21 protein-coding genes are annotated in these 24,314 nt (G+C 65.9%); 13 read left to right on the top strand and 8 right to left on the bottom strand.

Going from position 1 to position 24,314, the window contains the following annotated elements:
- The first annotated feature begins 152 nt into the window (after positions 1 to 152).
- The 5 genes from yajC (at position 153) to BHK69_RS22090 (ending at position 4,574) form a co-directional block, all read left to right on the top strand.
- A complete protein-coding gene (gene yajC, locus BHK69_RS22110; protein WP_069693881.1) occupies positions 153 to 422 on the top strand; it encodes a preprotein translocase subunit YajC in 270 nt (89 codons plus the stop codon).
- Between the two features lie 55 nt (positions 423 to 477).
- Positions 478 to 2,088: a protein translocase subunit SecD gene (gene secD / locus BHK69_RS22105; RefSeq protein ID WP_069691978.1), complete on the top strand. Its 1,611-nt coding sequence runs from the start codon at positions 478 to 480 to the stop codon at positions 2,086 to 2,088.
- Between the two features lie 29 nt (positions 2,089 to 2,117).
- Entirely contained in the window at positions 2,118 to 3,071 is a 954-nt protein-coding gene (gene secF / locus BHK69_RS22100) for a protein translocase subunit SecF (protein WP_069691977.1), read from the top strand.
- An 85-nt stretch (positions 3,072 to 3,156) separates the two neighbouring features.
- Positions 3,157 to 3,534, top strand: a complete 378-nt coding sequence (locus BHK69_RS22095; protein ID WP_069691976.1) for an Mth938-like domain-containing protein — start codon at positions 3,157 to 3,159, stop codon at positions 3,532 to 3,534.
- 101 nt (positions 3,535 to 3,635) lie between these two features.
- Positions 3,636 to 4,574 carry a phytoene/squalene synthase family protein gene (locus BHK69_RS22090; RefSeq protein ID WP_069691975.1) on the top strand — a complete coding sequence of 313 codons (939 nt, stop codon included), beginning with the start codon at positions 3,636 to 3,638 and terminating at the stop codon, positions 4,572 to 4,574.
- Between the two features lie 194 nt (positions 4,575 to 4,768).
- Here BHK69_RS22090 and trmFO read toward each other — a convergent pair whose 3' ends face one another.
- Positions 4,769 to 6,181, bottom strand: coding sequence for a methylenetetrahydrofolate--tRNA-(uracil(54)-C(5))-methyltransferase (FADH(2)-oxidizing) TrmFO (trmFO, locus tag BHK69_RS22085; protein WP_069691974.1), 1,413 nt, complete (start codon positions 6,179 to 6,181; stop codon positions 4,769 to 4,771).
- Positions 6,182 to 6,405: 224 nt separating this feature from the next.
- The gene (locus BHK69_RS31640; protein ID WP_082358930.1) at positions 6,406 to 6,561 is read right to left on the bottom strand and encodes a DUF1127 domain-containing protein; all 156 of its coding nucleotides are present in this window, start codon (positions 6,559 to 6,561) and stop codon (positions 6,406 to 6,408) included.
- Positions 6,562 to 7,064: 503 nt separating this feature from the next.
- On the opposite strand from BHK69_RS31640, the gene BHK69_RS22080 reads away from it, so the two are divergent.
- Positions 7,065 to 7,976 carry a dienelactone hydrolase family protein gene (locus BHK69_RS22080; RefSeq protein WP_069691973.1) on the top strand — a complete coding sequence of 304 codons (912 nt, stop codon included), beginning with the start codon at positions 7,065 to 7,067 and terminating at the stop codon, positions 7,974 to 7,976.
- A 792-nt stretch (positions 7,977 to 8,768) separates the two neighbouring features.
- Here BHK69_RS22080 and BHK69_RS22075 read toward each other — a convergent pair.
- A complete protein-coding gene (locus BHK69_RS22075; RefSeq protein WP_069691972.1) occupies positions 8,769 to 9,596 on the bottom strand; it encodes an arylamine N-acetyltransferase family protein in 828 nt (275 codons plus the stop codon).
- Between the two features lie 296 nt (positions 9,597 to 9,892).
- On the opposite strand from BHK69_RS22075, the gene BHK69_RS22070 reads away from it, so the two are divergent.
- Both BHK69_RS22070 and BHK69_RS22065 read left to right on the top strand, forming a co-directional pair.
- Positions 9,893 to 10,186, top strand: coding sequence for a PsiF family protein (locus BHK69_RS22070; RefSeq protein WP_069691971.1), 294 nt, complete (start codon positions 9,893 to 9,895; stop codon positions 10,184 to 10,186).
- A gap of 102 nt (positions 10,187 to 10,288) precedes the next feature.
- Entirely contained in the window at positions 10,289 to 10,651 is a 363-nt protein-coding gene (locus tag BHK69_RS22065) for a YidB family protein (protein WP_069691970.1), read from the top strand.
- Between the two features lie 653 nt (positions 10,652 to 11,304).
- On the opposite strand, the gene uvrA is transcribed toward BHK69_RS22065, so the two are convergent.
- Positions 11,305 to 14,271: an excinuclease ABC subunit UvrA gene (uvrA, locus tag BHK69_RS22060; protein ID WP_069691969.1), complete on the bottom strand. Its 2,967-nt coding sequence runs from the start codon at positions 14,269 to 14,271 to the stop codon at positions 11,305 to 11,307.
- 284 nt (positions 14,272 to 14,555) lie between these two features.
- On the opposite strand from uvrA, the gene BHK69_RS22055 reads away from it, so the two are divergent.
- Complete coding sequence (locus BHK69_RS22055) at positions 14,556 to 15,908, top strand: methyl-accepting chemotaxis protein (RefSeq protein ID WP_069691968.1); 1,353 nt, start codon at positions 14,556 to 14,558, stop codon at positions 15,906 to 15,908.
- On the opposite strand, the gene BHK69_RS22050 is transcribed toward BHK69_RS22055, so the two are convergent.
- The 3 genes from BHK69_RS22050 to BHK69_RS32275 form a co-directional block, all read right to left on the bottom strand.
- Entirely contained in the window at positions 15,901 to 17,085 is a 1,185-nt protein-coding gene (locus BHK69_RS22050; RefSeq protein ID WP_069691967.1) for an MFS transporter, read from the bottom strand. The genes BHK69_RS22055 and BHK69_RS22050 overlap by 8 nt on opposite strands.
- Positions 17,082 to 17,597 (bottom strand): GNAT family N-acetyltransferase, encoded by a 516-nt coding sequence (locus BHK69_RS22045; RefSeq protein ID WP_069693880.1) that lies wholly within the window; start codon positions 17,595 to 17,597, stop codon positions 17,082 to 17,084. The genes BHK69_RS22050 and BHK69_RS22045 overlap by 4 nt, the downstream gene beginning before the upstream one ends.
- Positions 17,598 to 17,668: 71 nt before the next feature.
- Positions 17,669 to 18,079 (bottom strand): hypothetical protein, encoded by a 411-nt coding sequence (locus tag BHK69_RS32275; RefSeq protein WP_148663540.1) that lies wholly within the window; start codon positions 18,077 to 18,079, stop codon positions 17,669 to 17,671.
- Here BHK69_RS32275 and BHK69_RS22035 point away from each other — a divergent pair.
- The 4 genes from BHK69_RS22035 (at position 18,078) to BHK69_RS22020 (ending at position 22,645) form a co-directional block, all read left to right on the top strand.
- Positions 18,078 to 19,010 (top strand): LysR family transcriptional regulator, encoded by a 933-nt coding sequence (locus tag BHK69_RS22035; RefSeq protein ID WP_069691965.1) that lies wholly within the window; start codon positions 18,078 to 18,080, stop codon positions 19,008 to 19,010. The genes BHK69_RS32275 and BHK69_RS22035 overlap by 2 nt on opposite strands.
- Before the next feature lie 439 nt (positions 19,011 to 19,449).
- Positions 19,450 to 20,319: a helix-turn-helix domain-containing protein gene (locus BHK69_RS22030; RefSeq protein ID WP_244548278.1), complete on the top strand. Its 870-nt coding sequence runs from the start codon at positions 19,450 to 19,452 to the stop codon at positions 20,317 to 20,319.
- Positions 20,320 to 20,445: 126 nt separating this feature from the next.
- Positions 20,446 to 21,732, top strand: a complete 1,287-nt coding sequence (locus BHK69_RS22025) for an MFS transporter (protein WP_069691963.1) — start codon at positions 20,446 to 20,448, stop codon at positions 21,730 to 21,732.
- Complete coding sequence (locus BHK69_RS22020; protein WP_069693879.1) at positions 21,725 to 22,645, top strand: amidohydrolase family protein; 921 nt, start codon at positions 21,725 to 21,727, stop codon at positions 22,643 to 22,645. Before BHK69_RS22025 ends, BHK69_RS22020 begins: the two co-directional genes overlap by 8 nt.
- Before the next feature lie 128 nt (positions 22,646 to 22,773).
- On the opposite strand, the gene BHK69_RS22015 is transcribed toward BHK69_RS22020, so the two are convergent.
- Positions 22,774 to 23,955, bottom strand: coding sequence for a pyridoxal-phosphate-dependent aminotransferase family protein (locus BHK69_RS22015; RefSeq protein ID WP_069691962.1), 1,182 nt, complete (start codon positions 23,953 to 23,955; stop codon positions 22,774 to 22,776).
- Positions 23,956 to 24,314: the final 359 nt, after the last annotated feature.

Below are 24,314 nucleotides of genomic sequence, written 5' to 3'. Positions count from 1 at the left end.
GTGGCTATAGTCCGCGCGATTTTGACAAGCCTGACGATGCTTTTGCCGCGCCCCGCGGCCGGTGGCCTTTTGCGCCGCTGCGATGAAGGAGCCTATTCGTGATCACCCCTGCTTTCGCTCAAGGCCTCGGCGGCGGTTCCTCCGACGTGCTGATGTCGCTGGTGCCGTTCGTTCTGATCTTCGTCATCATGTGGTTCCTGATCATCCGCCCGCAGCAGAAGCGGGTGAAGACGCATCAGGAGATGATCAAGAACGTCCGCCGCGGCGATACGGTGGTCACCTCGGGCGGCATCGTCGCCAAGGTGTCGAAGGTCATCGACGATGGCGAGATCGAGGCCGAGATCGCCGAGGGCGTGCGCGTCCGGCTGGTCAAGGGCATGATCCAGGAAGTTCGCGCCAAGGGCGAGCCGGTCAAGAGCTGAACGACGCTCCGGCTCCAAAGCGAGCCGGCGCGCGACAACAAGGCTGTTCAAGCAGATGCTTCGTTTCCAGGCCCGCAAGGTCATCGTCGTCCTTCTCGTGCTGTTCTTCGGTTGCGGTCTTGCGCTGCCGAACCTGTTTTCCCAGCAGACGCGAGACGCGATCAAGAACGGCGCGCCGTCCTGGATTCCGCGCATCCTGCTGCCGATCCACGCGGTCGTGCTCGGGCTCGACCTGCAGGGAGGCTCGCATGTGCTGCTGGAGATCGACCGGAGCGACCTGCTCCGCAGCCAGGTGACGCAGCTGCGCGACGATCTGCGCCGTATCCTGCGCGAGGAGCGCATCAGCTTCCAGGGCGGCATCGGCTCGATCGCGCGCGGCGTGCAGGTGCGTGTTCCCGAGGCCGCCGACCGCGCCAAGCTCCTGCCCAAGCTGCGCGAGCTCGCCCAGCCGGTCGGTACGCTGGGCGCCTTCGGGCCATCGAGCAACAGCACGCTCGAGGTGACGGAGCAGCCCGACGGCTTGGTTCAGCTCTCGGTGACGGAGGCCGGTATCAATGAGCGCGTCCGCCGCGCCGCGGGGCAGGCGATCGAGGTCATCCGCCGCCGTATCGACCCCGACGGTACGGTCGAGCCCAGCATCCAGCTCCAGGGCATCGACCGGATTCTCGTCCAGGTTCCGGGGCTGCAGGACCCGCAGCACCTCAAGACCATCCTGGGCCAGACGGCAAAACTGCAGTTCCGCTTCGTGGCGGAGCCGGGCGCGACCGATGTCGACATGCTGCCCTCGAAGGATAGCGGCGGCCAGCGGATCCCGGTCAGCCGGCAGGTCATCGTCGAGGGCGGCGATCTGATCGACGCGCAGCCGGCCTTCGATTCCCGCACCAGCCAGCCCATCGTCAATTTCCGCTTCAACATCCGCGGCGCGCAGCGCTTCGGCCAGGCGACGACCGAAAATCTGGGACGCGCGCTCGCCATCGTGCTCGATGACGAGGTGATCTCGTCGCCGGTGGTGCAGTCGCCGATCACCGGCGGCTCCGGCCAGATCTCCGGCAACTTCACCGTCGAGAGCGTCAATAATCTCGCCATCCTGCTGCGCGCCGGCGCCTTGCCGGCGAAGATGACGATCGTCGAGGAGCGCACCGTCGGCCCTGGGCTGGGCGCCGATTCGATCCATGCCGGCAAGCTCGCGACATTGATCGCGACCGCGCTGGTGATCCTCTACATGCTCGCGACCTATGGCGTGTTCGGGCTGATCGCCTCAATCGCGCTGCTCGTCCATGTCTGCCTGATCTTCGGGCTGATGTCGGTGCTGGGCGCGACCATGACGCTGCCGGGCATTGCCGGCATCGTGCTCACCATCGGCACAGCGGTCGATTCCAACGTGCTGATCTATGAGCGCATGCGCGAGGAGGAGCATCAGGGCCGCCCGCTGGTCTCGGCCCTGGAGGCCGGCTTCCAGCGTGCCTTTGCGACCATCATCGACTCCAACGTCACCATGCTGATCGCGGCCGTGGCGCTGTTCTCGCTCGGCTCCGGCCCGGTGCGCGGCTTTGCGGTCGTCTTCATCCTCGGCATCCTGACGACCGTGATCACGGCCGTGACGCTGACGCGGATGCTGATCGCGCTGTGGTATCGCTGGGCCCGTCCCAAGCATCTGCCGTTCTGACGCTGCCAACCCTTTTCAGGAGATAGCGCATGCGTCTGCTTCGCATCGTCCCCGATAATACCCGCTTCAAATTCGTCCGTTTCCGGCGCTTCAGCTACCCGCTCTCGGCCGCCTATTCCATGCTGGTGATCATCCTGTTCCTGACGGTCGGCCTGAATTACGGCATCGACTTCAAGGGCGGCACGCTGATCGAGATGCAGGCCAAGGATGGCAAGGCCGAGATCGCGCAGGTGCGTTCGACCGCCCATGGCCTGGGCTTCGGCGAGGCCGAGGTGCAGGAATTCGGCACTGCTGGCGACATCTCGATGCGCTTTGCCTTGCAGGCGGGCGGCGAGGCGGCCCAGCAGGCGGTCGTCGTCAAGGCGCGCGAGGCCTTCTCCGCGAACTATGATTTCCGCCGTGTCGAGACTGTCGGCCCGCGCGTCTCCGGCGAGCTGGTTCAGGCCGGCACGCTTGGCGTCGTGCTCGCGATCATCGGCGTGCTGATCTATCTCTGGTTCCGCTTCGAGATGCCGCTCGCCATCGGCGCGATCCTGGGCACGCTGCACGACATCGTCCTGACGATCGGCTTCTTCCTGATCACGCAGCTCGAGTTCAACCTGACCTCGATCGCGGCGATCCTGACCATTGTCGGCTACTCCTTGAACGAGACGGTGGTGGTGTTCGACCGCACGCGCGAGTTGCTGCGCCGCTACAAGACGATGCCGATCGACGAATTGCTCGACCTCTCCGTGAATTCGACGCTTTCGCGCACGGCGATGACCGCGACGACGACCTTCCTGTCGCTGCTGGCGCTGGTCTTCTTCGGCGGCTCGGCGATCGAGGGTTTCGCGCTCGTCATGCTGTTTGGCGTCGTGGTCTGCACCTATTCGGCGATGTTCGTCTCGACGCCGGTGCTGCTCTACATGGATGTGCGCTTCGGCCGTCCCGAGAGCGCCGAGGAGAAGGCGCCCGCCGCGACAAAGGCCAAGGCGAAGGCCTGATTTCACGCCTCAGCCCTCGCCCTGAGGAGCCGCGTAGCGGCGCCTCGAAGCATGCGGGCTGTCGCTGGATTGGAATGGATCGATCATGGCTCGCTTCGACGGTTTCGTTCCGGGCCGGCATCAGATCGACGCTTTTGGGGCCGGCGGTTTCCGCTTCGCCGATATGAGCCATCGCGGCTCGATCCTGGCGACGCCGGCGGGCATCCGGATCTGGCCGGTGACGGCTTTCGCCCAGATTACGCGCGAGAGCCTGCAGCAGGTTCTCGACGAGGCCGAGAGCATCGATTTCCTGCTGATCGGCACGGGGCACGACATCGCCTTCGTCCCCGCATCCCTGCGCGAGCCGTTCCGCGAGGCTGGAATCACCATCGAGGGCATGGCGACGGGGGCGGCGGCGCGCACCTATAATGTGCTGGTCGGCGAGGACCGGCGGGTGGCTGCGGCACTGATCGCGGTTGATTGAGCGCCTGCCATGACGACGAACGCATAGCCACGCACCCCAACCTGGGCCTAGACTGAAGCTTGAGCGAGGCCTTCCCCCGAGAGCTGGCCAAGGCGGAAACCATGCCGCAGACGACGCAGACCGACGATCGTTCCAAGACCGTGGTGCCGGCCTTGCCGGAGGCTTATGCGTATTGCGCCGCGCTGGTGCGCGAGCATGATCACGATCGCTATATCGCGGCCCTCTATGCGCCCGAGGCGCAGCGGCCGGCGCTGTTTGCCCTCTATGCCTTCAGCCATGAGATCGCGCGCGTGCGGGCGCTGGTCAGCGAGCCGCTGCCGGGCGAGGTGCGCATGCAATGGTGGCGCGACCTGCTGGAGAACGAGGCCAATGATCAGGGTGGCCAGGATCTTGGCGGCAAGGATTATGGCGGCAAGCGCGAGGGGCAGGCGCACCCCGTCGCGGCCGCGCTGCTCGACGCGGTCGCGCGCTACCGTTTGCCGATCGCGCCGCTGACGGGGCTGATCGAGGCGCGCATCTTCGATCTCTATGACGATCCGATGCCGTCCTTGCGCGATCTTGAAGGCTATGCCGGCGAGACCTCGAGCGCCCTGATCCGGCTCGCCTCGATCGTGCTGGCCAATGGCACCGATCCGGGCGGCGCGGCGGCCTGCGGCCATGCCGGCGTCGCCTACGCGCTGTGCGGGCTGATGCGGGCCTTTCCCTGGCATTCGGCGGCAGGGCAGGTCTACATCCCGGCCGATATCCTCGCCCGCAACGGCGTGACCCGCGACGATATCGTGCGCGGGCGCGGCGGGCCCGGCGTGCTCTATTCGCTGAAGGAGCTGCGCGAGATAGCGCGCAAGCATCTCAAGAAGCTGCGCGAGATGCGCGAGACGGTGCCTTCGGCGGTCGCTCCCGCCTTCCTGCCCGTTGCGCTGGTCGAGCCCTATCTCAAGCGCATGGAGCGCAGCGGCTACGACCCCTATCGCACGATCATCGCGCTGCCGGCCTGGCAGCGGCAATGGACGATCTGGCGGGCGGCGAAAGCGGCGCGGTAGCTGTCGCTGTCATTTCCGACAAGAACGCCGTCATTCCGGGGCAGGCCGAAGGCCTGAGCCCGGAACCCAGAACCGATGCGCTTCTTTGTCTAGGCTTTGATGTCCGACGCTGGTCCCTGAACCCGCATCGGTTCTGGGTTCCGGGCTCTTCGCTACGCGAAGCCCCGGAATGACGATGCGGTTCGTGAGTGACGCTACTCCGCCGCCTGAACCTCGACCCCGCCCGCCCAGGCCTCCATCTCCGCCTTCGCCCTTGCCGTCAGCGCGTGCTTGCGCGCGACGCTCTTGGCCGGGCCTTTCAGCTTCTTGCCGTCGGGGCCATGCGTCGCCTGGCCCTCGATATGCGGGAACAGGCCGAAATTGATGTTCATCGGCTGGAAGGAGCGCGGGCCCTCGTCGATGGTGACGATATGGCCGCCGGTGATGTGGTTGACCAGCGCGCCCAGGGCCGTCGTCGCGGGCGGCAGGGCGAGTTCCCGGCCGAGCCGCTGGGCGGCGGCCATGCGGCCCGCCAGCAGGCCGATCGCGGCGCTCTCGACATAGCCCTCGCAGCCGGTGATCTGGCCGGCGAAGCGCAGGCGCGGATCGGCTTTCAGGCGCAGCCGCTCGTCGAGCAGCTTTGGCGAGTTCAGATAGGTGTTGCGGTGGATGCCGCCGAGCCGGGCGAATTCGGCGTTCTGCAGCCCCGGGATCATCCGGAAGATCGCGGCCTGCTCGCCATATTTCAGCTTGGTCTGGAAGCCGGTCATGTTGAACAGCGTGCCCAGCGCATTGTCCTGGCGCAGTTGCACCACGGCATAAGCCTTGACCGTCGGGTTGTGCTTGTTGGTCAGCCCGACCGGCTTCATCGGTCCCCAGCGCAAGGTCTCGCGGCCGCGCTCGGCCATGACCTCGATCGGCAGGCAGCCGTCGAAATAGGGCGTGCCCTCCCATTCCTTGAACTCGGTCTTCTCGGCGGCCAAAAGCGCATCGATGAAGGCCTCGTACTGGTCGCGGTCGAGCGGGCAGTTGATGTAGTCGGCGCCGGTACCGCCCGGGCCGACCTTGTCGTAGCGCGACTGGAACCAGGCCTGGTCCATGTCGACGGAGTCGAAATGCACGATCGGTGCGATGGCGTCGAAGAAGGCGAGCGAATCCTCGCCGGTGAGCGACTGGATACCTTGCGCCAGCGCCGGCGAGGTGAGGGGGCCGGTCGCGATGATGACATTGTCCCAATCGGCGGGCGGCAGGCCGGCGATCTCGGCGCGGTCGATCGTGATCAGCGGATGGCCTTCGAGCGCGGCCGTCACGGCTTGCGAGAAGCCGTCGCGGTCGACCGCGAGCGCGCCGCCGGCCGGCACCTGATGCGCGTCGCCCTTGGCAATGATCACCGAGCCGAGCCGGCGCATCTCCCAATGGAGCTGCCCGACCGCATTGCTGAGCGAATCGTCGGAGCGGAAGGAGTTGGAGCAGACGAGCTCGGCCAGGCCTTCCGTCTTGTGCGCCTCGGTGCCGCGCACCGGCCGCATCTCGTGCAGCACGACCGGCACGCCGGCCTCCGCGATCTGCCAGGCGGCTTCGGAACCGGCAAGGCCGCCGCCGATGATGTGTATGGGTTTGACTGTCATGCCAGCGATGTGTCGCCACAGGCGCGCGCGGTCAAGAGATGGATCGATCTTGCTCGGCGTTATCCGGCGGCCGGCTGCCGCTTTTCGCCAGCGCGAAGCCGCGATCGGGCCGCATCCAGGGCCCAAAACGCAAAATGCCCGCTCGAAAGCGGGCATTCGCTCTTCGACCAGGTCCGAGGGGAGGACACGAACCCGGGAGAACTACTTGTAGAAGCCGTGAAGGCTCAGACGGCGGCGTGGGTCCGCGCGACGAAAGCGATTTCCGAACGCGACAGGCCGAGATCGTCCAGCTCGCGGTCGGTCAAACGCGACAGCTCGCGAACGGTCTCACGGTAACGCAGATAAGAGCGGATCTTGGCAGCAATCATGGTGACGAACATGGTGAAAGTCCTCGGTTTTTTCGGGGCCTTTTGGCCCTGACAGCGATGAATTCGTTGTGCACTGCATATATGGGAGCACCCTTGCCTGAAACAGAGGCGCTAGATCAGTTCCGTTATGCGCTTTGCGCATGTCGATTTAAGAAATGCTTCATAAATCAGGCGTTGTCCCGCAGTGAAGGTCTGGCAAGGTCATCGAGGGCCGCTCGATTCTGCCTATTCGATCGCCATTCGAGTGCTTTGCCGTTAACAAAGCGCTGCTTTGCCTCTTTTCTAGGCATGTTGCACCTGCTCAGTCCATGCGTGAGTACCGGGTCGGCGTTCTGACGTAAGGGGTGTCGGACCAAACAGGTGGTTTTGCGCGAAAAGATTCGCGTTTTCCGCGATCGAGAACCTTGCGATCACGCAGCTGTGACCATTTGCGCCCGATTGCTCCGATTCGGCCCCTTGGCAGTGCGTCCGCGCCGCCGCACTCTGCCGCCCCTTCCGATATGCGAGTAACCGCCATGACGAGCAGCACCGTGACGAGCAGCACCATCGCGAAAGCCGCCAAACCCCTGTTGGAGGGCCTGGACGGCCTCGTGCGCGAGCCCTTCTCGCGCCGTGGCTTCGTCATGACCGGGCTGGTCACCGGTTTCACCGCCGCCACCACAGTGGTGCAGGGCCAGACCATTTCCACCGATGCGACGGGGCTCGAGGCCGGCGAGGTCAAGATCCCGACCAGCGACGGCATGATGCCGGGCTACCGGGCCATGCCGAGCGGGGCAGGGCCGTTCCCGGTCATCCTCGTGATCGAGGAGATATTCGGCGTCCACGAATATATCAAGGACACCTGCCGCCGCCTCGCCAAGCTCGGCTACTGCGCCGTCGCGCCCGAGCTTTTTGCCCGGCAGGGCGATCTCACCAAGATGACCGACGTGCAGCAGATCGTGCGCGAGGTGATCGCGAAGAAGCCCGACGCCGAGATGCTGTCGGATCTCGACGCGACCGTGGCCTGGGCCGCGGCCAGCTCGAAGGGCAATATCCAGAAGCTCGGCGTCACCGGTTTCTGCCGCGGCGGGCGTGGCGTCTGGCTCTACTGCGCCCACAACCCGGCGCTGAAGGCCGGCGTCGCCTGGTACGGCCCGCTCGGCGGCAATCGCAGCGACATCCAGCCCAAAACGGCAGCCGATGTGGTCGGCGAGCTCAAGGCCCCGGTGCTGGGTCTCTACGGCGCTGCCGATACCGGCATTCCGGTGGCCGATGTCGAGAAGCAGCGCGACGCCGCCAAGGCGGCCGGAAAGACGGTCGAGATCGTGATCTTTCCGGACACGCCGCACGGCTTCCATGCCGATTACCGCCCGAGCTACCGCAAGGCGGCGGCCGATGACGGCTGGGCCCGGATGCTGGCCTGGTTCAAGACCTACGGGGTGGTGTGAGGCTGCGACTGACTAAAGCGCCGCCTTTCCTTCTCCCGGATGGGAGAAGGTGGCGCGGAGCGCCGGATGAGGGTGTGCCCTCTCAATAGGAGGTGCTGCGGCGCAGTCGCGCTCCAATAATCAGCGGCACACCCTCATCCCTGCCCTTCTCCCATCCGGGAGAAGGGTTCCCCGCGCCTTTTCCGGATTGCATCGTTGCGCGGGGCGGCACCTCGCTCCGCTCTCAGCGGAAGCTTCTCATGCTGGTGCAATTCATGAAGGCCATATGCGCCGGGGTGCCGCGCTTTGCCGACCGCCAGCGCATGTGGCCGGGACGGTGAGGGTCGGGATAGATGCTGCCGCCATTCTCGAGCGCGCATGCGCATGAGACTCGGTCCCTGAACGTCCGGCATTCCTGAGGCGTCCCGCCAAACTGGGCGAAAGCCATCGATGACAGGCCGATGCTGCAAAGTGATGCGATGCCGAGCAATGAAATAGACTTCATTCGGAAGTCACCCTTGTGTCTAGATGAGGTCTGCCGCATAAATGCAACCTTAGGGTGCTGTCGACACTTGCGCAAACTCGCAATTGCCGACCTCTGCCGCAAAGGCATCGCTGAATAATCTGGCTGCTATTTTGCTCCGCCCCGGTGCTGCCTTGCATCCTTGGACCCCCGGCTCGCGGGGACGTGGCGCGGTTCATTCCGTCATGCTCGGGCTTGTCCCGAGCATCCACGTCTTGAACGCCGCCTTCGACCGGCGAAGGCGTGGATGGTCGCCACAAGGGCGACCATGACGGACGCGGCCTCCGCGCTCACCCCGCGATATTGCCCGCCGCCTTCGCCCAGGCCTCGTCCTCGACCTCGATTCCGAAGCGCTGCGCCAGCACGGCCCTGAGCGCGTCATTATCCGCGATCTCCTGGATGACGGACGCTTCGCCCAGCCGGTGCTCCGTCAAGCGCCGGTTCAGCAAGGCGAGCCGGCCTTTCGGCAGCACGCGGGCGGCGATCAGGCTGTAGGTGAAATGCGAGGCGGGGTGGGTCGCGACATAATGGTTGGCGACCTGGTCGTCGATCGGCCAGGTTTCGTCGAGGGTGAAGCGGTAGAGCAGGCGCCATTCGCCGGCGACTTTGGCGCGCAGCCACCAGATCTCGCCGGTGCGGTCGAGTCGGTAGGGCTCGTGCGGGGTCGGCTGCTCGATCTCGGGCACGAGCCGCATCGGGCCGGTCAGGACCTGGCCGCCGAGGCCGATATCGCAGAGCAGGTCCTGCCCCTCGCAGGTCAGGCGCAGTACCTTGTGGGTGCGCGCGACCTGCGCCTCCTCGGGCTTGCCGAGCATGACGCGGCCCGACATCTGCACGACCGTGAAGCCGAAGGCCTCCAGCACCGCCTTGAACAGCGTGTTCTGCTCGAAGCAATAGCCGCCGCGTCGGGAATGCACCAGTTTCGCGACCAGCGCCGGCAGGTCGAGCGGCGGCGTGCGGCCCGAGAGCGGGTCGAGATTCTCGAAGGGGATCGCTTGCGGGTGCAGGAGATGCAGGGCGTTCAGCGCAGCCCGCGTCGGGGCGACCGCACCGTCATAGCCGATCCGGGCGAGATAGGCGGTGAGGTCCGGGGCGGTGAGGGGCGCGCTGTGAGGCATTGTCGTCTCGTCGGTTGCATCGTCCCCGGCTACGGCGCGATGCCGAGTCGAGCTTCAGCGGGGAGAGTTGCGCCTTGTGGCGGCGCTGCGCAAATCGCGGGCGGGGTTCGCCGGCCGGGCTCGATCCGCGCAAGCATCCGCCTGCCAAGTATCCGCCTGGCGAAAACTTCCGTTGCGGCAGCAATGCGGGCGCGATGACTGTGTCTGGACAATTCACGCGCGCCTGAATTCGGCCTCTTTTCAGTCATCCCTTGCCTGGATCTGCCGGGGCAGGGGCCACCGCAGCGAGGTTCATCATGAAACACTTCACAATTCTCTCAGGCGCGGCCGGTCTGCTTCTGATGACGATGTCGTTTGCCGGCGCGCAGACGACGCCCGCCACACCGGCGACGCCCGCCGCCAAGCCGGCGGTGACCGCGCCTGCGACGACCACGGCTCCCGCTGCCGCCAAGCCTGCTGCTGCCAAGCCTGCCGCCGCAGCCCCCGCGACGCGGACGGCAAAATCCAAGGAATGCTCTGTACAGGCCGACCAGAAGGGTCTGCACGGCAAGGAGCGCAAAAAATTCCGCGACGCCTGCAAGAAAGCCTGAGCACGATGAAGGCCTGAACACGATGAAAGCCTGAACAAGAGGCCCGTGCGCCGTCTCGCGGCGCCGGGCCTTTTCGAGGTTTCCAGAAAGGGGTGGGGCGAGATGAGTTTGCTTGATGGATTGAAGGGCGCGCTTGGCGGCCTCGTCGAACAGGCGCAGGCGCAGCTGCTGCCCGAATTGCTATCGAAGGCCCTGGCCAGCACCAGCCTCGGCTCGCTGCAGGGCCTGCTCGAGAAGTTGCAAGCCTCGGGCCTTGGCCCGCAGGTCGCGTCCTGGCTTGGCAGCGGCGCCAACCAACCGGTGACGGCGGAGCAGATCGAGGCGGCGCTCGGCGACACCATCATCGGCAAGATCGCCTCGACCTTCAACCGCTCGCCCGACGAGGTGGCAGGCTTCCTCGCCGCCCATCTGCCGACGCTGATCAATGCGCTCAGCCCGAACGGGACCTTGCAGCCGCACGCTTGATCCGGGGGCGACGCTCTCTTCCTTCTCCCCCATCAAAGTAGGCTGTTGCCGACTTTGATACTTAGGGGTTGCCCATCTCGGGCAAGCCCGAGATGGCTGGGAGAAGGTGCCCCGGCAGGGGCGGATGAGGGCGCTGCGACCGGGTGAGCCATCCTTCCCTCATCCGTCAGCGCTACGCGCTGCCACCTTCTCCCCCGAGGGGAGAAGGGAAGACGCGGAGGCTCCGGCGCCTTTTCCGGCTTGAGATTCTCGGGTCTGCGCTTCGCTCCGCCCGAGAATGACGCGCCTCTTCTTCCCTTCTCCCACCCATCTCGGGCTTGCCCGAGATGGGCAACTCAAAGTGTCAAAGTCGGCAACAGCCGACTTTGATGCGGGAGAAGGTGGCGCGCAGCGCCGGATGAGGGGGCGCCGTGCCCTGTCCAATTAGCGTCGTGTTCGGCTAGGCGGAGATCTCACAGCGCCCCTCATCCGTCTCGGCTGCGCCGATCCACCTTCTCCCGCGAGGGGAGAAGGGAAAGCGCTGAGGCTCCGATGCCTCGTCCAGTCCAGGATTCGCGGGTCTGCGCTGAGCCTTTGTCCTTTGGCCGGCCAAAAGCCGACCCGGCAGCATTTCGGGATGTTGCCTGAGGTCAGTCATTGGCGTATCCGCCCCCTCACTCCGCCGCCTGCACCTGCTGGGCTTTGACGCCCTTCTTGATCGGCCGCCGCGCCAGAACCTCCTTGAGGAAGCGCGCGGTGTGGCCCTTGCCGATGCGGACGACATCCTCCGGCGTGCCCTGAGCCACGACCTCGCCGCCGCCATCGCCGCCTTCGGGGCCCATGTCGATGATCCAGTCGGCGGTCTTGATGACTTCGAGGTTATGCTCGATCACCACCACGGAATTGCCCTGCTCGACCAGCTCGTGCAGCACCTCCATCAGCTTGGCGACATCGTGGAAATGCAGGCCGGTGGTCGGCTCGTCCAGAATGTAGAGGGTGCGGCCGGTGGCGCGCTTGGAGAGCTCCTTCGAGAGTTTGACGCGCTGGGCCTCGCCGCCTGACAGGGTCGTCGCCTGCTGGCCGACCTTGACATAGTCGAGCCCGACGCGGTGCAGCGTCTCCATCTTCTCGCGGATCGAGGGCACGGCCTTGAACAGGATTTTGGCTTCCTCGACCGACATGTCCAGCACATCGGCGATCGATTTGTCGCGGTATTTCACCTCAAGCGTCTCGCGGTCGTAGCGCTTGCCCTTGCAGACGTCGCAGGTGACGTAGACATCGGGCAGGAAGTGCATCTCGATCTTGATGACGCCGTCGCCCTGGCAAGCCTCGCAGCGGCCGCCCTTGACGTTGAATGAGAAGCGGCCGGGCTGATAGCCGCGCGCCTTCGCCTCGGGCAGGCCGGCGAACCATTCGCGGATCGGCGTGAAGGCGCCGGTATAGGTCGCCGGGTTGGAGCGCGGCGTGCGGCCGATCGGCGACTGGTCGATGTCGATGACCTTGTCGAGCAGCTCGATGCCCTCGATGCGATCATGCGGGGCAGGGTGGTCGATCGCGCCGTTGAGCTTGCGCGCCACCGCCTTGTAGAGCGTGTCGATGACGAGCGTCGACTTGCCGCCGCCGGAGACGCCGGTGATGCAGGTGAACAGCCCGAGCGGGATCTCGACGGTGACATCCTTGAGATTGTTGCCGCGCGCGCCGACAATCTTGAGCGAGCGGCCTTTCATAGCCTTGCGGCGCTTGTCGGGCACCGCGACCGAGAGCTCGCCGGTGAGATATCGGCCGGTGAGCGAGTCCGGGTTGTCGAGAATGTCCTGCGGCGTGCCCTTGGCGACGATCTCGCCGCCATGGATGCCGGCGCCGGGGCCGACATCGACGACATAATCGGCGGTCAGGATCGCGTCCTCATCATGCTCGACGACGATGACGGTGTTGCCGAGGTCCCTGAGACGGCGCAGCGTGCCGAGCAGGCGCTCATTATCGCGCTGATGCAGGCCGATCGAGGGCTCGTCCAGCACATAGAGCACGCCGGTGAGGCCGGAGCCGATCTGGCTGGCGAGGCGGATTCGCTGGCTCTCGCCGCCCGAGAGCGTGCCGGAGCCGCGGGCGAGCGTCAGATATTCCAGCCCGACATCGAGCAGGAAGGTCAGGCGGTCGCGGATCTCCTTGAGGATGCGCGGGGCGATCTCGTTCTGCTTCTTCGACAGGCGCGAAGGCAGGGCGCTGACCCATTCGAGCGCGTCCTTGACCGAAAGCCGCGAGATCTCGCCGATATGGCGCATGTCGATCTTCACCGCCAGCGCCTCGGGCTTGAGGCGGAAGCCGTCGCAGGCCTTGCACGGCGTCTCGGACATGAAGCGGCCGATCTCTTCGCGGGCCCAGTCCGACTCCGTCTCCTTCCAGCGCCGCTCCATATTGGTGATCACGCCCTCGAAGGGCTTCTTCACCTCATAGGCACGCAGGCCGTCGTTGTAGCCGAAGCGCACGGGCTCGGTGCCGGTGCCGAACAGGATCGAGTCCCTCGCCTTCTCCGGCAATTCGCTCCAGGGCTTCGTCATCGAGAAGCCGAAATGCTTGGCAAGCGCCTCGAGCGTCTGGCCGTAATAGGGCGAGGTCGACTTGGCCCAGGGCGCGATCGCACCCTTTTTCAGGGAGACTGCGTGATCGGGCACGATCATCTCGGGGTCGATGCGCATCTCATGGCCGAGCCCGTCGCAGGCCGGGCAGGCGCCGAAGGGGTTGTTGAACGAGAACAGGCGCGGCTCGATCTCGGGGATGGTGAAGCCGGAGACCGGGCAGGCGAATTTCGAGGAGAAGGTGACGCGCCTGGCCTCGCCGTTCTCGGCCTTCTCATCGGCATATTCGAAGACGGCGATGCCGTCGGCGAGCTCCAGCGCCTGCTCCAGCGAGTCGGCGAGGCGGGCGCCGAGATCGGGCCTGATCACGATGCGATCGACCACCACGTCGATGTCGTGCTTGAACTTCTTGTCGAGCGCGGGCGCGTCGGGGATCTCGAAGAACTCGCCATTGACCTTGACGCGCTGGAAGCCGCGCTTCAGCCACTCGGCCATTTCCTTGCGGTATTCGCCCTTGCGGCCGCGCACCACCGGCGCGAGCAGATAGCCGCGCGTCTTCTCCGGCAGTTCGGTCAATCGGTCGACCATCTGCTGGACGGTCTGGCTCTCGATCGGCAGGCCGGTGGCAGGCGAATAGGGAATGCCGGCCCGCGCCCAGAGCAGGCGCATATAGTCATGGATCTCGGTGACGGTGCCGACCGTCGAGCGCGGGTTCTTCGAGGTCGTCTTCTGCTCGATCGAGATCGCCGGCGAGAGCCCGTCGATCTGGTCGACATCGGGCTTCTGCATCATCTCGAGGAACTGGCGGGCATAGGCCGAGAGCGACTCGACATAGCGGCGCTGGCCCTCGGCATAGATCGTGTCGAAGGCGAGCGACGACTTGCCCGAGCCCGACAGGCCGGTGAAGACGACGAGCTTGTCGCGCGGGATCGCGAGGTCGACATTCTTGAGGTTATGCTCGCGCGCGCCGCGCACGGAAATCACGCGCGAATCGACCTTGCGGTTGGCGTCGAACATATCCTCGAGCGCGGCGGCCTGATCGGCGAGCGAGGTCTTGCGGGCCATGGTGATGTCCGTTCGGGGGCAAGGCGTAGAGATAGGGCAAAAGCCGGGCCATGCCAGCCCCGGCCTGCGCTGGCCGGTATGTCTATCACGCAGTGTGGCCGACAGGAGTGGCTTCCACTGACAGCTCCTGTCAGCAGTGCCGAGTCACCCCGCCGCGACCTGGCCGGCCACTGCATGACTGAGGGTTCGGGCGATCGGCTTTTCCGATCGGCGCGATTCGTAACGAGCCGTTAACGAAATTGCCGCGTAGTCTCGGCCTCAGTATCCAACCGTCTGGCCGTCCTGTGACAGCCCTCATCGAAATCGTCAGGCATGAGATCGGCAAACGTCTGCCGATGTTCGCGCTCGATCATAAGACACGGTCGCTCCTCCGGTGGCTGAAACCGGTTGTCGAGAAGAATATCGAGAGGCTGTGTTACCTCGATTACGCACGGGCTCTGGCCGTCCATGCCGACAAGGTGGCGGATATTTCGACCAGAATGGACGAAATGGTTGCCTGTGCTTCGAGCCATTTCAGCGTGTTGTTCGCTGCGAATTTCGACGAGGAATACGTCGCGTCAGTCGTCAGGTTCCGCAATATCGAGATTGAATCGTCGCTCGGCGCCCGGTCGCGCCTGTCGATCGCGATGCGTCTGCTCGAGCCGATCGCGCTGGTTCTGGCCCGGAAAAACCGTTTCTCGCCGGCAGGAATGGCGCGCGACATGGAGATCGTCGGGCGGGTCTTCACGCTGGATATCAATACGACCATCGCCCTGGAGCAGCAGAAGCTCTCGGATGATGGCGCCGCGCGACAAATACGCCTCGCCGAGGGTGCCGCCGATTTCCAGACGAAAATGCGCGAGTTGAATCAGGCCGTCTACGATTCATCCGACCGTTTTCTCAAAAGCGCCGATCGCGCCTCGCAGATGAGCGAGGCTGCGGCCCACGAAACCGCCGAGGTCAGCTCGGCGGCGCGCCGGACCCAGGAAAGCGCAGCCGTGACCGCCTCGGCGACGGAAGAGCTCTCGATGGCCGCCGCGGAGATCGGCAGCACGATGGAGCGGAACCGGGACATCGCCGTCCGTGGCGTTGCGGACGCGCTCAGGCTCTCCGCCAATGTCGAAAGCCTTGGCGCGGGTGCAAACCAGATCGGTTCCGTCGTCGGCCTGATCGCGGCCATCGCGGCGCAAACCAATCTCCTGGCGCTCAATGCCGCCATCGAGGCCGCGCGGGCTGGTCCGGCAGGCCGCGGCTTTGCCGTGATCGCCGGCGAAGTGAAGGCCCTGGCCGGCCAGACGGAGTTGGCGACCAGGGATATCTCGGCACAGATCAGCGCACTGCAGGCGATCGCAAACGGCTCCATCCTCGAGGTGAAATCGATCTCCGCGACCATTCGCGAGATGGAAACGGAGATGCGGTCGATCTCGGAACTGGCTTCAAAGCAGAGCGCTGCCACAGCGCTGATTTATGGCGATGCTGCGGAGGTATCGACGATTGCGGAAGGAACCATGACGAGCGCCGGCATTGTCAAAAATGCGGTCGGTATCCTGCATGAGACGACCGGACAGGCGCGCGACCTGGCCAAGCAACTCAGGTTGACCTCTGTGGAGCTCGACAGCGATATCGGCGATTTCGTCGGCTGGCTGGCTATCACCTAGCCTGCGGCGATCGGAAACGCAGCCTGAGCAGGGCGGCCGCGATCAGCATGAGGACGGCGATGGCGATCGACAGGTAGAGCGCTCCCGTCTCGCCGAAATGCCGGATGACGGAAGCGTAGGCGACCGGCGCGGTGGCGGAGAGGAAGAAGCTCGGCGCGAGCAGCCTGCCGACGACGCTGCCATAGCTGCGGTGGTCGAAGAGCAGCAGGGGCAAGGTGCCGCGGGTGATCGTCAGGATGCCGTTGCCGGCGCCATAGCAGAAGGCGAAGGCGAAGGCCGCGATGCTGGAGTGCCCGCTGGCGAGGCCCGCGACGAAGCAGAACGGCAGCAGCACGCAGGCCATGAGATTGAGGGTCAATGGCTCGATCCGCCGGCCGAACAGGACCTCGCAGAGGCGCGCCAGCGACTGGCCGACGCCGCGCAGCGTGGCGATCCAGACCGAGACCGAGGCCGCGAGACCGAGGCCGGCCAGGATGCCGATCATATGGGCGGACATGCCGGCATTGAGGAAATTGGCGAGCGTCGCAATCGCCGCATAAAGCGCGCCGGCGATCGCGATGTCGCGCGGGCTGGTGGCGAGTGGGCGCTGCTCGGTCGCGGTGCCGCGCGGGACGGGGTTTTGGTAGCGGCGGTTCGGGATAGCCAGATAAAGCGGTGCGGAGAGCAGCGCGATGCCGGCATAGACCATGAGCGCGCCGCGCCAGCCGAAATGCGCGGCGAGCTCGGCCCCGAGGGGCCAGAACAGGGTGGAGGCGAGCCCGCCGAGCAGCGTGATCTGCGCGATCGGGCCGCGCGCCTGCGGCCCGCCGATCCGGGCCAGCGCCGCGAAGGCGGCGTCATAGAGCGTCAGGCGCATCGCCAGGCCGAGGCAGATCCAGGCGACGTAATAGGCCGGCACCGTTTCGGCGAGAGCGAGCCCGGCGCAGCCGGCGGCGTTGAGCAGCGCGCCCGCCGCCATCACGGGCAGGCCGCCATGACGGTCGACCAGGCGTCCGACGAGGGGCGAGGTCAGGCCCATCACCAGCAGCGCGGCGGAAAAGCCGCCATAGACGACAGCGCCCGACCAGCCGAGATCATTGGCGATCAATTCGCCGAAACTGCCGATCAGGTAATAGGAGATGCCCCAGGAGATGAGCTGCGACAGGCCAAGGCAAAGGGTGGTCCGGCGCGGGATCAAGAGCTGGGTTCTGAGCTGAAGCCGATCGCGGGAAGCGTGCTGTCTCCCACGCCCAGGGGGCGCTGCATCAGGATGGTATCGACCCACTGGCCGAGTTTGAAGCCGACGGAGCGCAGGGTGCCGGCGGGCTCGAATCCGAAGCGCCGGTGCAGCGCGATCGAACCGGCATTGCCGCTATTGCCGATATTGGCGAGCATCTGCCGCCAGGGGCCGGCGTCGCAGCGGGCGATCAAGGCTGCGAGCAGCGCCGTGCCGATGCCGTGCCCGCCAAGTGCGTCGGCGACATAGACGGAATCCTCGATGGTGTGCCGATAGGCCGCCCGGGGGCGATAGGCCGTGGCGTAGCAATAGCCGGCGACCCTGCCGTCGAGCTCGGCGACGAGATAGGGCAGGCCGAGCTCCAGCACGGCGGCGCGGCGCGCCAGCAATTCGTCGATGCCGGGCGGTGTCTCCTCGAAGCTCGCCAGCCCATGCAGGACGTGATGGGCGTAGATCGCCTGCACGGCGGCCATGTCGGCCTCGACCGCATCCCGAACAAGGATCGCCGGCCGGCTGGCAGCGGCTTCATGCAATTCCAGATTTCTCACGGATTCTCCTCCGGCCGGGCGCGGCCGATCTTGTGGGGTAGGGATGGCTTCAGGGGCGAGCCATGCTCGGCTTCGAGACGCGAGATGCCGAGATCGGCCAGGAACCGATCATCCAGCTCATACAGGGCCGGCATCTGGTGATGGCGCGACAGCGGCGGGCTGGCGAGGGGGCGGCCAAATTCGCGCAGGAGCGTGCGATCGCGAGCCAATCTGTCGGCATGGGCAGGTCTGTTGGCATGGGCAAGTCTGTCGGCATGAGAGGGCGGCCTGAACGAGCCCGGTTCATTTCCGAGCGACCGGGTGACATTGCCGGAGCGCCTTCGATAAAAGAAGCTTTTGCCAATTATGCAAAGCATGAGAAATTCTTTGGTAAGAGAAGCTCTTGGCAAAGGAAGCCCTTTGGGCATGCGCGATTTCAATCTCGACCAGCTTCAGACCTTCTGCGACGTCATCGCGCTCGGCAGTTTCACCGCTGCCGCCGAAAAGCTGAATCTGAGCCAGCCGGCGGTGAGCCTGCAGATCCGCCAGCTCGAACGGCGTCTCGGCGTGATGCTGATCGAGCGCGTCGGAAGGCGGGCGCGGCCCACCGTGGCCGGCGTCGAATTGCTCGGCCATGCCGGCCAGATCGAGGCCGTGGTGTCGGCTGCGCGCGACGGCATGGCCCGGCACGCCACGGGGGCGATGGGACGGGTGCGGCTCGGCACCGGCGCGACCGCCTGCACCTTCCTGCTGCCGCCGATCCTGCGTGAACTGCGCCGGCGCTTCCCGACGCTCGAGATCACGGTCAGCACCGGCAACACCTCGGACATGGTCAAGGCGATCGACGAGAACCTGCTCGATGTCGGGCTGGTCTCGCTGCCGGTCTCCGGCCGCATCCTCGAGATCACGCCGATCCTGGAGGATGAATTCGTTGTGATCGCGCCGCCCGAGATGCGCCTGCCCGCGCGCGTCACCGCGGCGGCGCTGTCGGGCCTGCCGGTGCTGCTCTACGAACCCGGCGGCAATACGAGGCGGATCGCCGATGAATGGTTCGCGCGCGGCGGCGTGAGCCTGAAACCGATCATGTCGCTGGGCAGCGTCGAGGCGATCAAGGAGATGGTCGGCGCGGGGCTCGGCTGCGCCGTGCTGCCGGGCATGGCCGTGAGCAAGGACAAGAACCGAGACAGTTTTGTGGTGCACCCAGTCTCGCCGCGACTGCATCGTACGCTCGCGGTCGTGATCCGCCGCGACAAGCTCTTGCATCGCGGCCTCAGGGAGACGGTCAAGGCGCTGAAGGCGCTGTCGGAGGAGGCACCCGCCGAGGGCGGGCTTGCGGGCGAAGGGCGGCAAACCTCCTGAGCCCTCATCCAGAGAGTCTGACTTGAAATCGATCGAGCGATAACCTCCGATCGCTGGGCATCACCCGCGCCGTCATTCCGGACAAGCCGCGCTAGCGGCGCCGATCCGGAATCCATCGGAGGGCTCAGGAGCTCTATGATGGATTCCGGAGCTCCGCTGCGCTGCGTCCGGAATGACGGCGCAGAGATGGTCAGGACGAAGCCATTGAAATCTTTGGCTTCACCGCAGGCCGGGCTCTCTGCGGGGCCGGAAGGCCGACTTCGACCCGAGCGATGCGCGGAAAGGTTACGCGGAGCCGGCCGCCGGTCGCGTCAGCAGCGAAATCAGCGGTCTTTGCGGCTCTCTCTTGCGGTTGCGGCGCTTGTGTGCGGAAAGTCGCCGATCGTCTGAAGCCGGTTTGTTTCCCATGAGGCTAGATCCAGTTCGGCACGCGGAGTTCGTGACCGGCCGCAGGCAGTCGGCACTCGTCGACCTGTGGTCGAAGACGGGGTTTGCCGCGGCGCTGAGCGAGGTCACGGGCCCGCATCTCTATGACTATGGCGAGCTGCCTGTCGCGACCGTCGCGATCACCCTCTATGATGTGCGCCGTCATGTGCTGATCGAGGACGGCCGGGTCCGTCGTGATGGCCGCGTTGCGGCCGGGCGTTTCCGCATCGGGCAGCCGGGACGGAAGGTCTTCGTCGACGCGGTTCCCGATGTCCCGTCCGGAAAGCTGCTACTGCTTTATCTGGGCGATGCGCTGCTCAGGGATGTCGGGGCTGGCCAGGGCAGATCGACGCCGATCGAACTGATGGACAAGGCCTGGGACGTCGACGACCCGTTTCTGTCGCAGGCCGCCCAGCGGCTGGTCGAGGCCAGTGAGGCCGCCCATTCCGGCCAATCTCTGCTGGCCGAGCAGCTCGCCTATACGCTGGCGCTGCATCTGTCGGACCGTTACGCCGCCCCGAGCAGCGCATCAGGCGAGCACCTCCGCGATCTCGACGCCGGCATGCGCGCGCGGATCGCGGATTTCGTTCGTGCCGATCCGGGGCGCGACATCACGCTCTCCGACATGGCGAAACTGTCGGGTCTCAGCCCCTCCGCCTTCATCCGCAGCTTCAAGCGCTCCACCGGCCAGACGCCGCATCGTTTCGTCGTCGAGCAACGGGTAGAGGCGGCCGGCGATCTTCTCTGCGCTTCCGGGATGACGATCGCCGAGATCGCGCTCGCCGTCGGTTTCTCCTCGCAATCCCATCTCGGGACGGCGTTCCGGACGATCACCGGGCTGAGCCCGGCGCGCTTTCGGCGCCTCAAGCGCGGCGAAGAGTGATTTTCTGACAAAAGCGCCGGCTTCCGGGGGCCACGCGCCTGTTTTCCGGCAGACATTCCCGGCGGCATCGCAACATCGTCCCGCTTCAGCGCTCGCCCGACCGAAGGCGAGGCCAGGGAGGCAAGAATGTCGACGACACCAGCAACGATCGTTCCGATCGAGGATACGAGCCTGACCGGCTTCTACAAGGACATGACCGTCCCGGAGAAGCGCACCTTCTGGGCCTGCGCCACCGGCTGGGCCCTCGATGGCATGGATTTCATGATCTACCCGCTGGTGATCGGCACGATCATCCAGCTCTGGAACGTCGATCCCGGTACCGCTGGCCTCGCCGGCACGGTGACCTTGCTGGCCTCGGCGCTCGGCGGCTGGGGCGCGGGCTATCTCGCCGACAGGATCGGCCGGGTGCGGACGCTCCAGCTCACGATCATCTGGTTCTCGTTTTTCTCGCTGCTGTGCGCCTTCGCGCAGAATTTCGACCAGCTCCTGATCTGCCGCGCCTTGCTCGGCCTGGGCTTCGGCGGCGAATGGGCGGCCGGCGCCGTGCTGATGGGCGAGACCATCCGGGCGCAATATCGCGGCCGCGCCGTTGGTTCCGTGCAATCGGGCTGGGCCGTCGGCTGGGGGCTCGCCGTGCTGGCGCAGGCTGCCCTGTTCTCCTACCTGCCGCCCGAACAGGCCTGGCGCTGGATGTTCGCGATCGGTGCGCTGCCGGCGCTGCTGGTGCTTTATCTGCGCGCCTATGTGAAGGAGCCCGAGGTCGCGGCGCAAACGCGCGCCAAGGTCGCCGCCAAGGGCGAGAGCCCCTCCATCCTCGAAATCTTCCAGGGCCCGATCCTGAAGGTCACGGTCCTCGCCTCCCTCGTCTCGATGGGCTGCCAGGGCGGCTATTACGCCATCACCTTCTGGGTGCCGCGCTTCCTGACGACCGAGCGCAAGCTCTCGATCGTCAGCTCGACGGGCTATCTCGCGGCGCTGATCGTCGGCTCCTTCGCCGGTTATCTCGTCGGGGCCTGGTATGCCGATAGATTCGGCCGCAGGAACCTCTTCCTGGTCTTCTCGCTCGGCGCGATCGCGGTCGTCGCGGCCTATACGCAATTGCCGCTATCGAACGAGGTGCTGTGGGTGCTCGGCTTCCCGCTCGGATTCTTCGCCTCCGGCTATTTCTCCGGCATGGGGGCGTTCCTGACCGAGCTCTATCCCACAAGGCTGCGCGGCTCGGGCCAGGGCTTCTGCTATAATTTCGGACGCGGCATGGGCGCGCTCTTCCCCTTCCTCGTCGGCTATCTCTCGCAGACCACGACGCTCGCCAACGCGATCTGCATCTTCGCCGTCATCGCCTATGTGGTGTTCTTCGCGGCGGCCTACGCTTTGCCTGAAACCCGCGGCAAGGTGCTCCATGCCGATGCGTGAGGCGAGCTCCAATCAGGATCGGGCTCCGGCATGCCCGGGGCCCGATCCTCGCCCGCATGGGCCGACGCGTTATCGCGTGCCGCCAGGCGCGGTCGACAGCCACGCCCATGTCATCGGCCTGCCACCGGCCTATCCCTTCGTGGAGAGCCGCAGCTACACCCCGCCGGAGGCGACGGCGGACCGCTATCTTGCCATGCTCGATGCCACCGGCATGAGCTATGGCGTGCTCGTCCAGGTCAGCGTGCATGGCACCGACAATCGATTGACCGTCGAGACCCTGAGGGCCCATCGCGACAGGCTGCGCGGCATTGCCGTCATCCCGCTCGGCCTGCGCGACCGGGAGCTTGCGGAGCTGCAGGAGACCGGCATCGTCGGTCTCAGGCTCAACATCCTCTATGGCGGCGGCATCGGCTTCGAGCAGCTCGACGCCTATGCGGCGCTGGCCCGGGAGATGGGCTGGCATCTGCAATTCCTGATCGATGCGCGCGATCTCGTCCCGCTCGCGCCGAGGCTGGGGAAGCTGCCGGTTCCCTTCGTGCTCGACCATTGGGGCCATTTCCCGGTCTCGCGCGGCCTCGACGATCCGGGCTTCCAGACGCTGCTCTCGCTCCTGCGCGATGGCGGTTGGGTCAAGCTCTCGGGCGCCTACCGCAACAGCGTAGAGGGACCGCCCTATGCGGACACCATTCCCTTCGCCCGGCTGCTGCATGAGGCGGCGCCCGAGCGCTGCGTCTGGGGCTCGGACTGGCCCCATGTCGCGCATTGGCAGGTGATGATGAATGTCGGCGACCTGCTCGACCTCCTGGCCGAGTGGGTGCCGGACGAGGCGGCGCGCAAGCGCGTCTTCGTCGACAACGCGCACAGGCTTTATGGCTTTGAGGGCGTCGTTCCGGCTGGGTCTGCTGGGGGCTGAGCCGCCGGGCCAGATCGTTTGCCACAGGGCTTGATCGTCATTGCGAGCGCAGCGAAGCAATCCAGGGGCCGTCGTGCGAGCCTCCTGGATTGCTTCGCTGCGCTCGCAATGACGGGGCTTGCGCTGCCTTAGCGCACGCCTTCCGCCAGGAAGGCCACTGCCGCCGCGACGCCGCCGCTGCCATGGGGGATGCCCTTGGCCTGCAGCGTCATCTCGACGGCGCCGAGCGCGCCCAGCACCATCGGCGCGTTGACATGGCCCATATGGGCGATGCGGAAGGCTTTTCCGGTCAGCTCGCCGATGCCGAGACCCAGCGTCACGCCGCAGATGTCGCGGGCATGGTCGGTGATCGTCGCGGCCTCGACGCCTTGCGTCAGGATCGTCGTCACCGAGGGCGCGCGCTGCGAGGGCTCCGGGATGTTGAAGGCCAGCGCCTGGCCCTCGATCCATTTCGACACCGCCGCATGGGTCGCGCCGGCGAGCAGCTCATGGCGCTTCCAAACCGCCTCCAGCCCCTCGCTCAGGATCATGTCGAGCGCGGCGCGCTGGCCGAAGAGCAGATGCTCCGGGGCCGTGCCGCAATGCTTCATATAGGCCAGCGTGTTCATGCGGGACGACCAGTCCCAGTAGAGCGTCTTCATCGTCGCGGTCTGATGGGCCTGCATCGCCTTTTCATTGGCGGCGACGAAGGCGAGGCCGGGCGAGGACATCAGCCCCTTCTGCGAGGCCGACATCGCGACATCGATGCCCCAGGCATCCATCTCGAAGGGCATGCAGCCGACCGAGGCGACGCCGTCGACCATGAACAAGGCCGGGTGGCCGACGGCGTCCAACGCCTTGCGCACCGCGGGCACGTCGTTGACGACGCCCGAGGCGGTGTCGATCTGGACCATCAGCACGGCCTTGATCTCATGCCGGGTGTCTTGCCGCAGGCGCTCCTCGACGGCGGCGGGATCGACCGCCCGGCGCCAGGTCCCGGCGAGAACCTCGACCTCGGCGCCCATGAAGTGCGCCATTTCGCCCCAGCCGACGGCGAAGCGCCCGCTCGCCAGCACCAGCACCTTGTCGCCGCGCGAGAGCACATTGCTCAGAGCCGCCTCCCAGCCGCCATGGCCGTTGGCGGTGTAGACGAAGGTTTCGCCGGTGGTGCGGAAGATCTGCTTGAGGTCGTCGAGCACCGACTCGGTGAGGTTGACGATCGTCGCCGAGCTGAGCTCCTCGGCCGGGCGCATCATCGCCTGGAGAACCCGGTCGGGAATATTGGTCGGGCCTGGAGTCGCCAGGAAAGCCCGGCCGTTTGCGACGCTCATCTCGAAATCCCCAATATCTTGCCCGGCTGTCCTGGCGCGCAGGGCCGATGATTGGCGATGGCCTTAGAGCAGGATGCGAAAAAGGGGAAACCGGTTTTTAGCATCGATTTGCTCTCATTTTGTGATGAGAGCCGGATTGCGCGCGGACGCAGCAGCGCAATTGTTCGCGTCACGCAGGGCTGGAATGCCGGGATGGCAGGGCGCCCGCATTCGCGAGCCGGCGAGGAGCCGCTGACGGATGGGGAAGGGGCTGTTGCTGCGTGTTGTAAATGCAACAGTTCGCAACAATGGGCTAACCGAAGAGCAACCCTCGCGGGGTTCGCAGCGGTTTGTGTCGGTTTGTCATAAAACTCATGTCT

This window comes from Bosea vaviloviae, assembly GCF_001741865.1.
Classification (GTDB): domain Bacteria; phylum Pseudomonadota; class Alphaproteobacteria; order Rhizobiales; family Beijerinckiaceae; genus Allobosea; species Allobosea vaviloviae.
Note: the sequence above shows the minus strand (reverse complement) of the source record. Positions and strands in the feature narration are given on the sequence as shown.

Coding starts and splice junctions, on each gene's coding strand:
- BHK69_RS22025 (WP_069691963.1), top strand. CDS start 20,446: ATGTCGACGACACCAGCAACGATCGTTCCGATCGAGGATACGAGCCTG.
- BHK69_RS22080 (WP_069691973.1), top strand. CDS start 7,065: ATGACGAGCAGCACCGTGACGAGCAGCACCATCGCGAAAGCCGCCAAA.
- BHK69_RS32275 (WP_148663540.1), bottom strand. CDS start 18,079: ATGCCCAAAGGGCTTCCTTTGCCAAGAGCTTCTCTTACCAAAGAATTT.
- BHK69_RS22035 (WP_069691965.1), top strand. CDS start 18,078: ATGCGCGATTTCAATCTCGACCAGCTTCAGACCTTCTGCGACGTCATC.
- BHK69_RS22015 (WP_069691962.1), bottom strand. CDS start 23,955: ATGAGCGTCGCAAACGGCCGGGCTTTCCTGGCGACTCCAGGCCCGACC.
- uvrA (WP_069691969.1), bottom strand. CDS start 14,271: ATGGCCCGCAAGACCTCGCTCGCCGATCAGGCCGCCGCGCTCGAGGAT.
- BHK69_RS22075 (WP_069691972.1), bottom strand. CDS start 9,596: ATGCCTCACAGCGCGCCCCTCACCGCCCCGGACCTCACCGCCTATCTC.
- BHK69_RS22045 (WP_069693880.1), bottom strand. CDS start 17,597: ATGGCCGCCGTGCAGGCGATCTACGCCCATCACGTCCTGCATGGGCTG.
- secF (WP_069691977.1), top strand. CDS start 2,118: ATGCGTCTGCTTCGCATCGTCCCCGATAATACCCGCTTCAAATTCGTC.
- secD (WP_069691978.1), top strand. CDS start 478: ATGCTTCGTTTCCAGGCCCGCAAGGTCATCGTCGTCCTTCTCGTGCTG.
- BHK69_RS22070 (WP_069691971.1), top strand. CDS start 9,893: ATGAAACACTTCACAATTCTCTCAGGCGCGGCCGGTCTGCTTCTGATG.
- BHK69_RS22090 (WP_069691975.1), top strand. CDS start 3,636: ATGCCGCAGACGACGCAGACCGACGATCGTTCCAAGACCGTGGTGCCG.
- BHK69_RS22065 (WP_069691970.1), top strand. CDS start 10,289: ATGAGTTTGCTTGATGGATTGAAGGGCGCGCTTGGCGGCCTCGTCGAA.
- yajC (WP_069693881.1), top strand. CDS start 153: ATGTCGCTGGTGCCGTTCGTTCTGATCTTCGTCATCATGTGGTTCCTG.
- BHK69_RS22095 (WP_069691976.1), top strand. CDS start 3,157: ATGGCTCGCTTCGACGGTTTCGTTCCGGGCCGGCATCAGATCGACGCT.
- BHK69_RS31640 (WP_082358930.1), bottom strand. CDS start 6,561: ATGTTCGTCACCATGATTGCTGCCAAGATCCGCTCTTATCTGCGTTAC.
- trmFO (WP_069691974.1), bottom strand. CDS start 6,181: ATGACAGTCAAACCCATACACATCATCGGCGGCGGCCTTGCCGGTTCC.
- BHK69_RS22020 (WP_069693879.1), top strand. CDS start 21,725: ATGCGTGAGGCGAGCTCCAATCAGGATCGGGCTCCGGCATGCCCGGGG.